The 13,494-nt window shown below is 65.7% G+C and carries 12 protein-coding genes; 4 read left to right on the forward strand and 8 right to left on the reverse strand.

From position 1 onward, the window contains the following. Positions 1-79 precede the first annotated feature (79 nt). The 4 genes from QQK25_RS09920 (at position 80) to QQK25_RS09935 (ending at position 5,037) form a co-directional block, all read left to right on the forward strand. Entirely contained in the window at positions 80-1,081 is a 1,002-nt protein-coding gene (locus QQK25_RS09920) for a class 1 fructose-bisphosphatase (RefSeq protein ID WP_153161212.1), read from the forward strand. A 69-nt stretch (positions 1,082-1,150) separates the two neighbouring features. After that, positions 1,151-2,890 carry an autotransporter assembly complex protein TamA gene (locus QQK25_RS09925; protein ID WP_284187778.1) on the forward strand — a complete coding sequence of 580 codons (1,740 nt, stop codon included), beginning with the start codon at positions 1,151-1,153 and terminating at the stop codon, positions 2,888-2,890. A 151-nt stretch (positions 2,891-3,041) separates the two neighbouring features. Continuing rightward, positions 3,042-3,356 carry a c-type cytochrome gene (locus QQK25_RS09930; RefSeq protein WP_153161213.1) on the forward strand — a complete coding sequence of 105 codons (315 nt, stop codon included), beginning with the start codon at positions 3,042-3,044 and terminating at the stop codon, positions 3,354-3,356. A 499-nt stretch (positions 3,357-3,855) separates the two neighbouring features. Beyond that, positions 3,856-5,037, forward strand: coding sequence for a porin (locus QQK25_RS09935; RefSeq protein ID WP_284187779.1), 1,182 nt, complete (start codon positions 3,856-3,858; stop codon positions 5,035-5,037). A gap of 177 nt (positions 5,038-5,214) precedes the next feature. Here QQK25_RS09935 and proB read toward each other — a convergent pair whose 3' ends face one another. The 8 genes from proB to QQK25_RS09975 all read right to left on the reverse strand — a co-directional run bounded on the left by proB (position 5,215) and on the right by QQK25_RS09975 (position 13,372). Then, entirely contained in the window at positions 5,215-6,333 is a 1,119-nt protein-coding gene (proB, locus tag QQK25_RS09940; protein WP_284187780.1) for a glutamate 5-kinase, read from the reverse strand. Beyond that, complete coding sequence (gene obgE / locus QQK25_RS09945) at positions 6,314-7,474, reverse strand: GTPase ObgE (RefSeq protein ID WP_153161216.1); 1,161 nt, start codon at positions 7,472-7,474, stop codon at positions 6,314-6,316. The genes proB and obgE overlap by 20 nt, the downstream gene beginning before the upstream one ends. Before the next feature lie 87 nt (positions 7,475-7,561). Then, entirely contained in the window at positions 7,562-7,825 is a 264-nt protein-coding gene (gene rpmA, locus QQK25_RS09950; RefSeq protein WP_153161217.1) for a 50S ribosomal protein L27, read from the reverse strand. Positions 7,826-7,837: 12 nt separating this feature from the next. Beyond that, positions 7,838-8,149: a 50S ribosomal protein L21 gene (gene rplU / locus QQK25_RS09955; protein ID WP_153161218.1), complete on the reverse strand. Its 312-nt coding sequence runs from the start codon at positions 8,147-8,149 to the stop codon at positions 7,838-7,840. Positions 8,150-8,233: 84 nt separating this feature from the next. After that, positions 8,234-9,094: a YybH family protein gene (locus tag QQK25_RS09960; RefSeq protein ID WP_284187781.1), complete on the reverse strand. Its 861-nt coding sequence runs from the start codon at positions 9,092-9,094 to the stop codon at positions 8,234-8,236. 151 nt (positions 9,095-9,245) lie between these two features. After that, complete coding sequence (locus QQK25_RS09965; protein ID WP_284187782.1) at positions 9,246-9,662, reverse strand: hypothetical protein; 417 nt, start codon at positions 9,660-9,662, stop codon at positions 9,246-9,248. Positions 9,663-9,684: 22 nt separating this feature from the next. Beyond that, the gene (locus tag QQK25_RS09970) at positions 9,685-10,929 is read right to left on the reverse strand and encodes a porin (protein WP_284187783.1); all 1,245 of its coding nucleotides are present in this window, start codon (positions 10,927-10,929) and stop codon (positions 9,685-9,687) included. A 1-nt stretch (position 10,930) separates the two neighbouring features. Further along, positions 10,931-13,372, reverse strand: coding sequence for an EAL domain-containing protein (locus QQK25_RS09975; protein WP_284187784.1), 2,442 nt, complete (start codon positions 13,370-13,372; stop codon positions 10,931-10,933). Positions 13,373-13,494: the final 122 nt, after the last annotated feature.

Consider the following 13,494-nt stretch of genomic DNA (forward strand, 5'->3'; position numbering starts at 1 on the left):
ATCCGCAATCATAAACGACGGAAGGCCCTGATCCGGGCGATAATCTCTACTTTTACTGGTTATTCCGGAGATCCGAGTCATGCGTCGAGTCACGCTCACCCAATTCCTGATCGAGCAACAGCGCAAAGGCCTGATGGGCGCCGATCTGCGCCTGCTGATGGAAGTCGTCGCCCGTGCGGTCAAGGCCATTGCCGTCAATGTTTCCAAGGGCGCCCTTGCCGGTGTTCTGGGCGAGGCTGGCAGCGACAACGTGCAGGGCGAGGCCCAGAAGAAGCTCGATGTCATCGCCAACGACATCCTGATCCAGGCCAACGAATGGGGTGGCCACCTCGCGGCGATGGCCTCCGAGGAAGTCGAGGAGATCCGCCCGATTCCCAGCGACTACCCGAAGGGCGGTTTCCTGCTGCTGTTCGATCCGCTGGACGGCTCGTCCAACATCGACGTGAACATCTCCGTCGGCACCATCTTCTCGGTGCTCCGCTGCCCGGAAGGCAGCGCAGCGGCTACCGAAGCCGACTTCATGCAGCCGGGCACGGCCCAGGTGGCGGCGGGTTATTCGGTATATGGCCCGTCCACCCAGCTCGTCCTCACGGTGGGCGACGGCGTGCACGGCTTCACCCTGGATCGCGAGATGGGCAGCTTCATCTACACCCATCCGTTCATGACGATTCCCGAAGACACCAAGGAATACGCCATCAACGCGTCCAACCAGCGTTTCTGGGAGCCGCCTGTCCAGCGTTACGTGGCCGAGCTGCAAGCCGGCAAGGAAGGCCCCCGCGAGCGCGACTTCAACATGCGCTGGGTGGCCTCGATGGTGGCTGACGTGCATCGTATCCTCACCCGTGGCGGCATCTTCATGTATCCGCTCGACAGCAAGATGAAGGACAAGGGCGGCAAGCTGCGCCTGATGTACGAAGCCAATCCGATGGCGATGATCGTCGAAGCCGCTGGCGGCGCCGCCACCACCGGCCGTGAGCGCATCCTAGACATCCAGCCGAATCAGCTCCACCAGCGCGTACCGGTGGTGCTCGGCTCGAAGAACGAAGTCGAGCGCGTCACCCGCTACCACCTCGAAGGCTGATCACCTTCAGTGCAGCCCGGCACACCCCGTCCAGCCGGGCGGGGGCGGGTGCCTGCTAGAATCCGCCCCGTGCCGTTTCATGTCCTTGTCCTTCGTCTGCTTTGCGTACTGATCGCCCTTGCGCCGGTCGGTGCGCACGCGGCAGAAGGCAGGGTGACGCTGGTGGCGCCCGACGAGCTGAAAACCCTGCTCGTCAGGCATCTGGATTTCCTCGACCGCAGCGCCGATGGCGCACTCGACGAAGGCGGGCGGGTGGCGCTGCTGCGCCGGGCCCGCAAGGAAATCGGCGACATCCTCGCCACCGAGGGCTATTTCTCGCCCGGCATCGAAGGTGAAGCTGGGTCGGACGGCGGATACCGGATCGTCGTCAAGCCGGGGCAGCGAACCCGGATCGCCCGCGTCGAGATCGGCGTCACCGGGGATCTGGCCCGCGACGAGGGTGACCGGGTCGCAAGGCTCGCCGCCATCAAGGCCCGCTGGGATCTGCCGGTGGGGCAGCCATTCCGTCAGGCCGACTGGAGCACCGCAAAGCAGCGGCTGCTCGACGCCATCAGTACCCGCGACTACGCCGCGGCAACGATCACCGACAGCGAGGCGGTGATCGATCCGGTCTCCGCCGAAGCCGTGCTGACCGTGCAGGTGGATTCCGGGCCGGCCTTCCGTTTCGGTCCGCTGGAGGTGACCGGGCTGGTGGATTACGACCAGTCCCTCATCGAGCGTTATCGCCCACCCAAGGCTGGCGAGCCCTACAGCCAGGAACGCCTGCTGCTTTTCCAGACCGCGCTCCAGAACACCAGCTACTTCGCCTCGGTGGTCGCCGACATCGATCGCCACAGCGAAACCCCTGGCGCGGCGCCTGTCCGCGTGCAGGTCATCGAGGCCAAGCCGCGGCGGCTCGGGTTTGGTGTGGGTGTGAGCAGCAATACCGGCTACCGGGTCGAGACCAGCTACCGGGATGCCCATTTCCTTGGCGAGCCTTACAACCTCGTGAGTGGCCTGCGGATCGAGCAGCGCCGGCAGCTGGGTTACATGGACGTGTTCCTGCCGCCGACCCTGGATGGCTACCTGGACAGCGTTGGCGCGCTGGCCGAGCACACCAACATCGCCGGTCTGCAGACCCGCCGGCAGTCGATTGGTGTCGTTCGCACCATTCCGCGGGGCAAGATCGAGAATCGCTTTTCCCTCAACTACCAGCACGAAGTGCTGATCCCCGAAGGCAGCCTGCGCACCAGCAGGGGCGCGCTGACCGCAAACTGGTCGTGGACCCATCGCAACGTCGATAGCGTCCTCGATCCCCGTCGGGGTCATGTGTTCAATGTGCAGGTCGGCGGCGCGTCCCAGGCGCTGATGTCCGACCGCAACTTTGCCCGCTTCTACGGGCGCTACCAGCGCTTCATCCCGGCCTTCGGGCGCGATGTGGTGATCGTGCGCGCGGAAGGCGGCATCACCGCGGCGCAATCCCGCGAGGGGGTTCCCCAGGATTTCCTCTTCCGCACCGGCGGCGCTCAGACCGTGCGGGGCTATGCCTACCAGAGTCTAGGCGTGCAGGACGGCAACGCCACCGTCGGCGGCCGCTACCTTGCCGTGACCAGCGCCGAATACGTCCATTGGGGCTGGGGCGACTGGGGCATTGCCACCTTTGTCGATGCCGGCAACGCCAACGACGAGCGCAAGCTCTTCAAGATGAATGTCGGCTATGGCTTCGGGCCACGCTGGAAGAGCCCCGCCGGCCCGATCGCCGTCGACCTGGCCTACGGTCAGAGCGACCACCGGGTGCGGCTGCAGTTTGCGGTGGCCATTGCGTTCTAGCCTGCGGACGTCAACGCGCCCGGGCTGCCGCGCGTTGTCGGCATGCTACCGTTTTCAACGGACGGTGCGATTTCGGGTCGCATTGGCAAACGCCCGGGCTGGGTTTAGACTCCGCTAATATTTCCCTGCATCACCACTTGAGAGGATCACAATGAAAAAACTCGTTGCTGTTGCCGCCATCGCTGGCCTGATGGGTTCCACCGCAGCCTTCGCCGACGCCGGCGCCGATCTGGCCAAGGCCAAGAACTGTCTCGCCTGCCACGCCGTCGACAAGAAGCTCGTCGGCCCGGCTTACAAGGACGTGGCCGCCAAGTACAAGGGTGACAAGTCCGCTGAAGCCAAGCTGATCGAGAAGGTCCAGAAGGGTGGCGTTGGTGCCTGGGGCCAGGTTCCGATGCCCCCCAACCCGCAAGTCAGCGCGGCTGACGCCAAGACCCTCGTGGCCTGGGTGCTCAGCCAGAAGTAAGGCTGCCGCGGGTCGGCTGGAAGAGAACGCCCCGGCATCTCTTCTGCGCACTCGGCAACAACGCCCTGCTCACGCAGGGCGTTGCTTTTTGGGGACGCAGATCAACCGTTGTGGATTGGCGTGGTGATGCAGGCTGAGCGGGGATAGCGGGTGGCGTCCAGTTTTCCATGGGCCACGGAGGTGGCTTCAGTGGCCGTCAGGGTGGCGTCCTTCGTGGCTTTTCAGGTGAATGGAAGGCCCGGTTGCCAACCTGGGCAGGCGCTTCGACGCCCATTATTCCGGCCGTCCGTTGTCGCTTGAGTACCCCCGCGCCGGTGTCGCCTTGTCTTGTTGCGAACTTGCAACAGTCCACCCGGCGGGCGCATCCAAAAAACAACGCTGTCCTTGCCCTGGGCTTCCCTTCGCACAGACAATGCAGTCCAACTTCTCGTTAGAGAGGTGAAATTGGTCGGCCCCGCGAAAGCGGCGCGTGCCAGTCTTCAATCAAGAGGAGAATCATATGCAAAAGAAACTGATCGCTCTGGCCGTTGCTGGCCTGGCTTCCACCGGCGCCTTCGCTCAAGCCAACGTTACCGTCTACGGCGTGGCCGACGCTTCCTTCGACGTTGTTCGTACCTCCAACGCCGTCAGCGAACTGGGCAACACCACCCGCGTTTCCACCAACTCGTCCCTGATCGGTTTCAAGGGTGCTGAGTCCCTGGGCAACGGCCTGACCGCCGTGTTCCAGTACGAAAGCGGTATCAGCTTTGAAAACGGTGGCGGCTTCAGCGCCTCCCGTGACAGCTTCGTTGGCCTGGCCGGCGGCTTCGGTACCGTGGTTCTCGGTAACCTGACTGGCCCGACCCGTGCTCTGGGCGGCGCTGTTGACGTCAACGCCGGCGCCACCAGCATCGGCTCCAACGCCGCGCTGCTCGGCAAGCTGGGCAACAACCTGCTGGGCACCACCAACACCACCAGCGGCAGCTACACCGCGGCTGGCAATGCCAATTGTGACCGCAACACCACCTGCACGTCGATCTTCGACACCCGTTGGAAGAACGCCATTGCGTACGTCTCCCCGACCTTCGCTGGCCTGAACGTGACCGCTGCTTACGTCGCCAACGAAAACAAGACCTTCAACAACAACGGTTTCGGCACTGCCTACAACCCGTCCAACACCAAGGGCTACGACGTTGGTCTGAAGTACGCCAATGGCCCGGCCATGGCTGCTGTCACCTACAATGCCGTTTCCCTGGGTAACGAAGCCAACACCGACGTCAGCGACTTCCGCGTTGGTGGTGTGTATGACTTCGGTATGGCTTCCGTCCGCGCCGTGTTTGATCGCGCTCGTGCTGACCACTTCGGTGGCAACACCGTTACCCAGAACGTCTTTGGTCTGGGCGGCACCTTCAACGTGACCCCGGCTGGCAAGCTGCTGGCTCAGGCTTACTTCGCTCGTGACCTGAAGGTCAACGGCTCCTCCTCCAAGGACTCCGGTGCCAAGCTGTTCGAAGTTGGCTACGAGCACAGCCTGTCCAAGCGCACCATGCTGAAGGCTGTTTACGCTCACCTGAACAACGACGACAAGGCCTCTTACGACTTCGGCATCAACGCTGTTGGCGTGAATTCCACCTACAATGGCGGCGCCACCGGCGGTGCGACCATTCAGGGTGTTCAGCTGGGCCTGCGTCACTCCTTCTAATTCAGACTTCGTCTGAGTCAGAAATCAACGGGCACCTTCGGGTGCCCGTTTTTTCGTTCACGAGGGCTGCTGGATGTGACGTGATGCCGACAGTTGCCTGCCTGTCGTGACGAGTGCGTCACCCCAAATGAAAAGGCCACCCGGAGGTGGCCTTTTCATTTGGGGCTTGAGTCGATCTCACCCGATCAGGATCAGATTGTCCCGGTGGATGAGTTCGGGCTCTTCGATGAATCCCAGCAATGACTCGATCTCGCCCGAGCCGTGGCGGACGATTCGGCGGGTGTCGTTGGCTGCGTAGTTCACCAGGCCGCGGGCGATCTCCCTGCCGTCGCGGGTGCGGCATGCGACGACCGCCCCTCGGGTGAAGTCGCCATCCGCGGCGATCACGCCGATGGGCAGGAGGCTCTTGCCGGACTTCAGGGCTTCGATCGCGCCGTCGTCGAGCGTCAGGCTGCCGGCCAGTTGAAGGTGGTCGGCGAGCCACTGCTTGCGGGCGGCGAGCGGGGTGCTGGTGGCGTAGAGCAGGGTGCCGAGCTGCTCGCCCCGGGCGACGCGCAGGAGTGCGTCCGGCTCGCGACCGCTGGCGATGCAGGTGTGGGCGCCACTGCGCGCTGCGCGTTGGGCTGCACGCACCTTGGTGATCATGCCGCCCTTGCTGATGCCGGAGCCGGCACCGCCGGCCATGGCTTCCAGGGCGGTGTTCTCGGCGCGCTCCTCGCTGATCAGCGTCGCGGACGGATCCTTGCGGGGATCGGCGGTGTACAGCCCCTGCTGGTCGGTGAGGATGACCAGCGCGTCGGCGTCGATCAGGTTGGCGACGAGGGCGCCGAGGGTGTCGTTGTCGCCGAACTTGATCTCGTCGGTGACGACGGTGTCGTTCTCGTTGATGATCGGGATGACGCCCAGCTCGAGCAGGGTGACGAGGGTCGAGCGGGCGTTGAGGTAGCGGGTGCGGTCGGCCAGGTCGGCATGGGTCAGCAGGATCTGGGCGGTGTGCAGGCCGTTGGCGGCGAAGACGCTTTCGTAGGCTTGGGCGAGGCCCATCTGGCCGACAGCGGCGGCTGCCTGGAGCTGGTGCATCTCCTGCGGGCGGCTGGTCCAGCCGAGGCGCTGCATGCCGGCGGCGATGGCGCCGGAGGAGACCAGCACCACTTCGCGGCCTTCGGCGCGCAGGCCGGCGATCTGCCGCGCCCAGTCGGCGAGGGCGTCGACGGCGAGGCCTTCGCCGTTGTTGGTGACGAGGGCGCTGCCGACCTTGGCGACCAGCCGGCGGGCGTTACGGATTGCGGTTCTCATCGTCGTCTTCGTCTTCGTAATCTTCGTCGTCGGCGTCATCGGTGGGGATGTCGTCGTCTGCTGCTTCGAAGTCAGGGGTTGCGGCTGCTTCGAGGGCGGCGGCGTCGGCGGCGGCCTGGGCCGCAGCCTTCTCTTCGTCGAGGAGATCCTGGATCGCGAAGACGACTTCCTGACAGCCCTGGCGGCTGATGGCCGAGACTTCGAAATGGCGCTCGATGGGGCCGTAGGCGTCGAGGAAGGCGGCGATGCGTTCCTTGCGTTCGTCCTCGTCGGGGATCAGGTCGAGCTTGTTGAGGACCAGCCAGCGGCGCTTCTGGTAGAGGCTTTCGTCGTACTTGCGCAGCTCTTCGACGATCGCATGGGCGTCGTGGACCGGATCGGCCTCGGGGTCAAAGGGGGCGAGATCGACGATGTGCAGCAGGATGTGGGTGCGCTGCAGGTGGCGCAGGAACTGGTGGCCGAGGCCCGCACCGTCGGCCGCGCCTTCGATCAGGCCGGGGATGTCGGCGATCACGAAGCTGCGGTTTTCGGAGGTGCGCACCACGCCCAGATTGGGGGCGAGGGTGGTGAAGGGGTAGTCGGCGACCTTCGGCTTGGCGGACGAGACCGCGCGGATGAAGGTGGATTTGCCGGCGTTGGGCATGCCCAGCAGGCCGACGTCGGCCAGCACCTTGAGCTCGAGGTTGAGGCTCTTGCGCTCGCCTTCCTGGCCCATGGTCTTCTTGCGCGGGGCGCGGTTGGTGCTGGTCTTGAAGTGCAGGTTGCCCAGGCCGCCGCGACCGCCCTTGGCGATCAGGACGCGTTTGCCGTCGTGGTCCAGGTCGGCGATGATCTCGCCGGTTTCCTGGAGCGAAACGATGGTGCCGACGGGCATGCGCAGTTCGATGTCGTTGCCACCCTTGCCGTAGCAGTCGGCGCCACGGCCGTTCTCGCCGCGTTCTGCGAGGAAGGTGCGCTTGTAGCGGAAATCGATCAGGGTGTTGAGGTTGCGGTCGCCGACGGCATAGACGTCGCCGCCCTTGCCGCCGTCGCCACCATCCGGGCCGCCCATGGGGATGTATTTTTCGCGGCGGAAAGTGGCGGCGCCGTTCCCGCCGTCCCCGGCGATGACTTCAATTCGGGCTTCGTCGAAAAATTTCATGGGTGCTTCCGGTGTTGGGGGATTCGGGCCCCCGAAAGAAAAAAAGCCCTATCGTTGGATAGGGCTTTGGCAACCTGCTGTCGGCGCTTATTCAGCGGCGGCGACGATGCTCACGGTGCGACGCTTGTTGGCGCCCTTGACGGTGAACTGCACGGTGCCTTCGGTCAGCGCGAACAGGGTGTGATCCTTGCCGATGCCGACGTTTTCGCCTGGGTGGTATTCGGTGCCACGCTGGCGAACGATGATGTTGCCGGCGAGGACGAATTGACCGCCGTAGCGCTTGACGCCAAGGCGTTTGCTTTCTGAGTCGCGACCGTTACGGGAACTGCCGCCAGCCTTTTTGTGTGCCATGTGGGTTACTCCTTAGGCAGTGATGGCTTCGATGCGAAGCTCGGTGTAGTTCTGACGGTGACCCTGATGCTTCTGGTAGTGCTTGCGACGACGCATCTTGAAGATCTTGACCTTGTCGTGACGGCCGTGGGAAACCACGGTGGCCGTGACGGTGGCGCCGGCAACCACGGGGGTGCCGATCTTGACCGACTCGCCTTCGCCGACCATGAAGACCTGGTCGATGGTGATCTGCGAGTCCACGTCAGCCGGTATCTGTTCTACTTTGAGTTTTTCGCCGACGGTGACACGGTACTGCTTACCGCCGGTTTTTATGACCGCGTACATGGATGTACTCCGAGTGATGGTTTTCAGGAAACGCGGAAGTTTATCGGTTTCCGGTCCTTGAGTCAAACGGTTTTGCGTTTTGCGTCAGTGGCCTATGCGTTCCTGAACGATCTGCCAGGCGCTGCCGCTGCGGGCCAGCTCGATGGTCTTGGGCTCGGTGAGCTTGAGATTGCCGGAGCGGTAATGCTGGATGAAGCGGGCGCTGGCCTTGTCGCCATCGACGCGGATGTCGATGGCGTCGAGCTTCACGGCGATGTCGCCGGGGCGTGCGATGCGCTGGCGCCGCTGCTCGGCCCAGGCGCTGCGGTCGAGGTCGCCGGCCGGCTTGAAGCTGGTGGCGTAGTGGGCGAGGTAGGCGTCGACATTCTTGGCGGACCAGGCGCTTGCCCAGGCCTGGAGGGTGGTCTGGATGGTGTCGCTGGCGGCGGGCGCGGCGGGGGTCGCGGGCTTGGGCGCTGCGGCCGGGACGGTCGGGTTGGCGGCAGGCGGTGCGGTGGTCGCGGGTGCCGGGGGCGCGGCGGGAGCGCTGGCCACGGGCGTGGGCGCGGCGGTGATCGGCGGCGTGCGCAGGGTGTCGTTGCTGGCAGGCGGGGTGTCGAGGGCGCTGCTGTTCCTGGCCAGGTGGGAGACTTCGGCCGGCAGGATGTTTTCGGCGCCGGAGACGAAGGTGGCGCCCGGCGTGGTGGCCTGGGCGCTGCGGATCGCCGGCGCGCTGCTGGTGGTGACCGGCGGCGTGGGGGCGGCAGAGGCCGGCACCTGGGTGGCGGGTTGCTGCGCATCGGAGAACGGCAGATTGCCTTCGAGGCCGAGCTTGATGGCGAAGATCGTCGAGACGAGGGCGAACATGCCGGCGATGCCGGCGATCAGCCAGAGGACGGTCTGCACCGCGGAAAGCGGGCGCGGACGGCTATAAGGGTGCTGCGGGTTGGTGTTGCTGGTGGTCATGTGTTGCTGGCGAGAAGTGGGTTCCGGGGATTTTAGGCGGCTGGCCGGATTGCGTTTGCAAGATTCCTCCGCATCGGGGGTTTGCTGACGCAAGTTCACAGACCCGTCCGTGAAATGCTGACGCGTCCGGCGTGGCGGGTTGCGTGAGGGTTCAGGGCAGGCGCAGGAGGACGCGCATTCCGCTGGTGATGTCGGTGCGTTCGAGGTAGCCGATGAGGTTGGGCGTTTCGGTGAGCCACTGGCGGGCTTCGCCGACGTTGTCGGCTTCGATGGGCGGGGTGGCCCGGCCGTTGAAGACCAGCCGGGATCGGTAGGCGACGATCTGGGCGGGGTTCTTGTTGGTGAGCTTGAGGTAGAAGTCGTCGCGGGTCGCGCCGTTGGGCAGATCGACCAGCTTGACCGGGGTGCCGTCGATGAGGGTGGTGGCCCGACCGAGGTAGAGCTTTTCGGCCTGTTCGCGGCTGAGCTCGATCGCACCGCTGCGCTGGCTGGTGACGATGACGATCTCGGCCTGGGCGGCTACGGGCAGCAGCGCGGCGGCAAGGGCGAGGAGTCGGATCAGGCGCATGGGTGACATGGTCGGGCGGCCTTCAGAAGACGAAGTCCACCGACAGGCTCAGGACATGGACCGGCGTGGTGGGCCGGAGGTAGTCCGCCAGGGTGTCCGAGGGGAACAGGCCGCGGCTTTGCGGCGCCGGGGTGATGCGTTCGATCTGGCCCTTGAGGGCGATGCTGCGGGCCACGTCCCAGCGGGTGCCGAAGGCGAGGGTGTGCTGGGCGGTGTTGCGGGAGTTGTTGTAGATGCCGACCAGCGGGGCGTGGATGGCCGGCACGGGCGTGCAGAAGGCGGGGGTGTCCTGGTTCTGGTTGGCGTAGGTGACGTAGGGCGTGAAGGCGTCGATGCGGTGGCCGACGGTGAGATACCAGCCGTGGGCGGTGGAGATGTAGCGGTCGACCTTGCGCTTGGCGAACTCGGCGATGGTGATCCAGTTGTTCTTTTCCCACTGGAAGCCGGCGGAGAAGAATTCGGCACTGGCGTGGGTGCCGGAGAGCTCGTCGGCGGCATCGGCTTCGCCGGCGGCGATGAGCTGGCGGCGCAGGGCCTGGTGGAAGCCGTCGGTCCAGTTGAGGTGCAGATCGGTGCGGGTGTAGCCGGCCTGGGCGCTGAAGCCGGTGCCGGCCAGGCCGACGCGCAGGGCGCGGGCGTTGCGCAGGCGACCAGAGGCGGAGCGGGTGAGTACGGCGCTCTGACCGACGAGGCCCTGGATCTCCAGGTCCATCTGGCCCAGCGGTGCGCGGTAGATCGCATCGACGCCGTCGAGATCGGAGAAGGGGTTGAGGCTGTAGACCTCGGCCGGCGGGCGGAGCCACGGGGTGGCGTAATTCACGTTCAGGGAGTCGGAGAACATGAAGAACGGGGTGGTGGTGCGGCCAGCCCGCAGGGAGAGGGCTGGCGTGGGGCGGTAGTGCAGGTAGGCCCAGGTGATGTGGGGCGTGTAGTCGTAGCCGGCGGCCTGCCGCGAGACGGCCTGGACCGTGAGGTCGAACTTGTCGGACAGGCGGGCCGTGCCCTGCACGCCGAGGACGCTGTCGGTGGACGGGTCGAAGTTCTGGCCCGGCATGGTGCTGGGCTGGGTGCTGCTGCTGTGGAAGCGGTAGTTGTCCTTGTCGCTGCGGGTGAGCCCGAAGGTGCCGAATCCGGACAGGGCGAAGCGCGGCGGTTCGTCGGCAGCGGATGCGCCGCCGGTCAGGCTGAGAAGGATGGCCGCCAGCAGCGGCCGGAGGTTCCGGCGGCGTCGGGGTTGCAGGGCTGGAGCGTTCTGGAAGCTGTCCATCCTAGACTCCGGTGGGGATGTGTTGCGTGGTGAGCCAGCGGGCGGCCTGGTCTTCGGGTTCGGCGGGGGCGAAGAGGTAGCCCTGGCCGTAGTCGCAGGCGAGTTCGCTGAGGATGTTGGCCTGGGCCTGGGTCTCGATGCACTCGGCCACCACCTGCATGCCCAGTTCGTGGGCGAGGTGGATGGTGGCACCGACGATGGCGCGCAGGCGGGTGTCGCGCTCGATCTCGCGGATGAAGGAGCCGTCGAGCTTGATGGTGTCGCAGGGGATCGAGTGCAGGTAGCTGAGGGACGAGTAGCCGGTGCCGAAGTCGTCGATGAGGATCTTGAGGCCCTTGGCGCGCAGCTTGCCGAGCTGGCTGATGGCGAGTTCCTTGCGGGTGACGAGGGTGCTTTCGGTGATCTCGAGTTTGAGGGTGCTGGGCGGCAGGCCGTGGCGTTCGATGCAGGCGACGACCTGATCGGCGAGGTCCACCTGCATGAGCTGGCGGGCCGAGAGGTTGACGCTGATGGAGAGGTTTTCGTCGGCGAGGCCCCGCTCGCGCCAGGATTTGAGCCGCGCGCAGCTCTGGTCGAGCATCTGCATGCCGAGCTCGTGGACGAGATCGAGGGATTCGGCGACCGGGATGAAGACGTCGGGGCCGATCCGCCGGGCGCTGGCCTGGGGCCAGCGGACCAGGGCTTCGAAGCCGGTGGCCTGGCGGGTCTTGAGATCGACGATGGGCTGGAAGTGGGCGACCAGCTGGTGGTCGCGCAGGGCGGCGCGGAGCTGGGATTCGAGCTGAAGATCGCGCATGACCTGCTGGTGCATGGCCGACTGGAACACGGTGATGGTGTTGTCGGCGCTGCGGCGGGAGCGCTGCATGGCGTTGTCGGCGTCGCGCATGAGGTCTTCGGCATTCTGGAAGCCGCCGCTGCCCAGCGCCACGCCGATGCGCGTCTTCGGATAGAGGATGTGGCCGTTGAGCTCGGCGCTCTCGGCGAGGTGGGTCTGCAGGTTTTCGGAGAAACGGATGGCTTCGCTGGCGTCGGCGATGTCGTTGAGGAGCACCGCGAATTGATCGCCACCGACCCGGCCGACCACGTCGCCCGGGCGGGCGAGGGCGCGGATGCGGGCGGCCACGAGGCGCAGGAGGTCGTCGCCGGCGGAGTAGCCGAGGCTGTCGTTGACGACGTGGAAGCGTTCGATGTTGATGTGCAGCACCGCAAACAGGCTGCCGGTGACCCGGTCGGCGTGGCGCAGGGTGTTCTGCAGGTGTTCGGCGAACAGGGCGCGGTTGGCGAGGCCGGTGAGGCCGTCGTGGAGGGCGTCGTAGAGGAGCTGGTCTTCGACGCGCTTGCGCAGGTGGATGTCGCTGATCGAGCCGGCCATCCGCACGGCGCGACCGGTGTGGGGATCGTGGACGGCCATGCCGCAGGTGAGGATCCAGCGGTAGCTGCCGTCGGCGTGAAGGATGCGGTGCTCGATGGTGAGCTGGGTTGATTCGCGCTTGAGGTGGGCGATCATGCGCAGGCGGAAGGCTTCGCGGTCTTCCGGGTGCAGGCGGGCGTAGAGGGCGTGGCTGTCGTCGAGCACGGCGCTGGGCGGGATGCCGAGGATTTCGGCAAAGCGCGGGGCGAAGTAGGTCTTGTCGCCCACGATGTCCCAGTCCCACAGGCCGTCGTTGGCTGCGCGGGTGGCGAGGGCGTAGCGCTCTTCGCTGTTGGCGAGCTGGCGGGCGGTGGCTTCGAGCTCGAGGATGCGTGACTGCAGGGCGCTGGCCATTCGGTTGAAGTGCTGGCACAGCTGGGAGAGTTCGTCCTTGCCTTTTTCGGGCAGGCGGTGGGAGAGCTGGCCGGCGGCAATGGCCTGGCTGCCGCGGAGCAGACGACCCAGGTTGCGGGTCATCAGATAGCCGACGGCACCGAGCAGCAGCAGGGTGAGGAGCACCTCGGCGCTGGCGATGGCGATGCCCTGGCTGAGGATCTGGCGCTTGGCGAGGGTGAGCGCCGCGACGGACACCCCGAACTGCACGAAGCCGACCTGGTTGCGTTCGAGCAGCACGGGGCGGCGGACGTGGATGAGGTTGTGGGCGACGCCCGCGTCGACGCCCAGCGCGCTGGCATCGTCGGGGGGGGGCAGAGTCTGCATGTCGGGCAGGCCGGCGCGGACGCGGGTCTTGCCGGTGGCGTCGACGATGCGGACGTAGATCAGGCCTTCGTTGGTCTCGTTGAGGAGTTCGCCGAGGGCGTCCTGCAGATCGTTGTAGCGCCCCTGGGGTACGAAGGTGGCGGTGACGACATTGAGGATGGCAGCGTTCTGGGCGATCAGCGTGTTGAGGCTCGCCGTCGTCGCCTCGTTCATGAGACGCCCGCTGTTGGTGAGCAGCAGCGTGAGCATCACGACCTGGACCACGGTGCTGGCCAGCAGGAGGCGAACGCGGATCGAGAGGTTGCTCAGCATCTGAGACGGGTATCGTGCAAGGCGAGGGGCATTTGCGACTGGAGTTTGCGTTGCCGGGTTACAAAGCGATGAGCCTATGAGGGGCGTCTGGGTGTAATCGGCACTAACGACAGAAGCTTAAG

This window comes from Zoogloea oryzae, assembly GCF_030161255.1.
In the GTDB taxonomy this organism is placed as follows: domain Bacteria; phylum Pseudomonadota; class Gammaproteobacteria; order Burkholderiales; family Rhodocyclaceae; genus Zoogloea; species Zoogloea oryzae.

What these genes read in the sequence shown, in the direction of transcription:
- QQK25_RS09920 (WP_153161212.1), top strand. Translation starts at nt 80, where the DNA reads ATGCGTCGAGTCACGCTCACCCAATTCCTGATCGAGCAACAGCGCAAA.
- QQK25_RS09930 (WP_153161213.1), top strand. Translation starts at nt 3,042, where the DNA reads ATGAAAAAACTCGTTGCTGTTGCCGCCATCGCTGGCCTGATGGGTTCC.
- QQK25_RS09935 (WP_284187779.1), top strand. Translation starts at nt 3,856, where the DNA reads ATGCAAAAGAAACTGATCGCTCTGGCCGTTGCTGGCCTGGCTTCCACC.
- proB (WP_284187780.1), bottom strand. Translation starts at nt 6,333, where the DNA reads ATGAGAACCGCAATCCGTAACGCCCGCCGGCTGGTCGCCAAGGTCGGC.
- obgE (WP_153161216.1), bottom strand. Translation starts at nt 7,474, where the DNA reads ATGAAATTTTTCGACGAAGCCCGAATTGAAGTCATCGCCGGGGACGGC.
- rpmA (WP_153161217.1), bottom strand. Translation starts at nt 7,825, where the DNA reads ATGGCACACAAAAAGGCTGGCGGCAGTTCCCGTAACGGTCGCGACTCA.
- rplU (WP_153161218.1), bottom strand. Translation starts at nt 8,149, where the DNA reads ATGTACGCGGTCATAAAAACCGGCGGTAAGCAGTACCGTGTCACCGTC.
- QQK25_RS09960 (WP_284187781.1), bottom strand. Translation starts at nt 9,094, where the DNA reads ATGACCACCAGCAACACCAACCCGCAGCACCCTTATAGCCGTCCGCGC.
- QQK25_RS09965 (WP_284187782.1), bottom strand. Translation starts at nt 9,662, where the DNA reads ATGCGCCTGATCCGACTCCTCGCCCTTGCCGCCGCGCTGCTGCCCGTA.
- QQK25_RS09970 (WP_284187783.1), bottom strand. Translation starts at nt 10,929, where the DNA reads ATGGACAGCTTCCAGAACGCTCCAGCCCTGCAACCCCGACGCCGCCGG.
- QQK25_RS09975 (WP_284187784.1), bottom strand. Translation starts at nt 13,372, where the DNA reads ATGCTGAGCAACCTCTCGATCCGCGTTCGCCTCCTGCTGGCCAGCACC.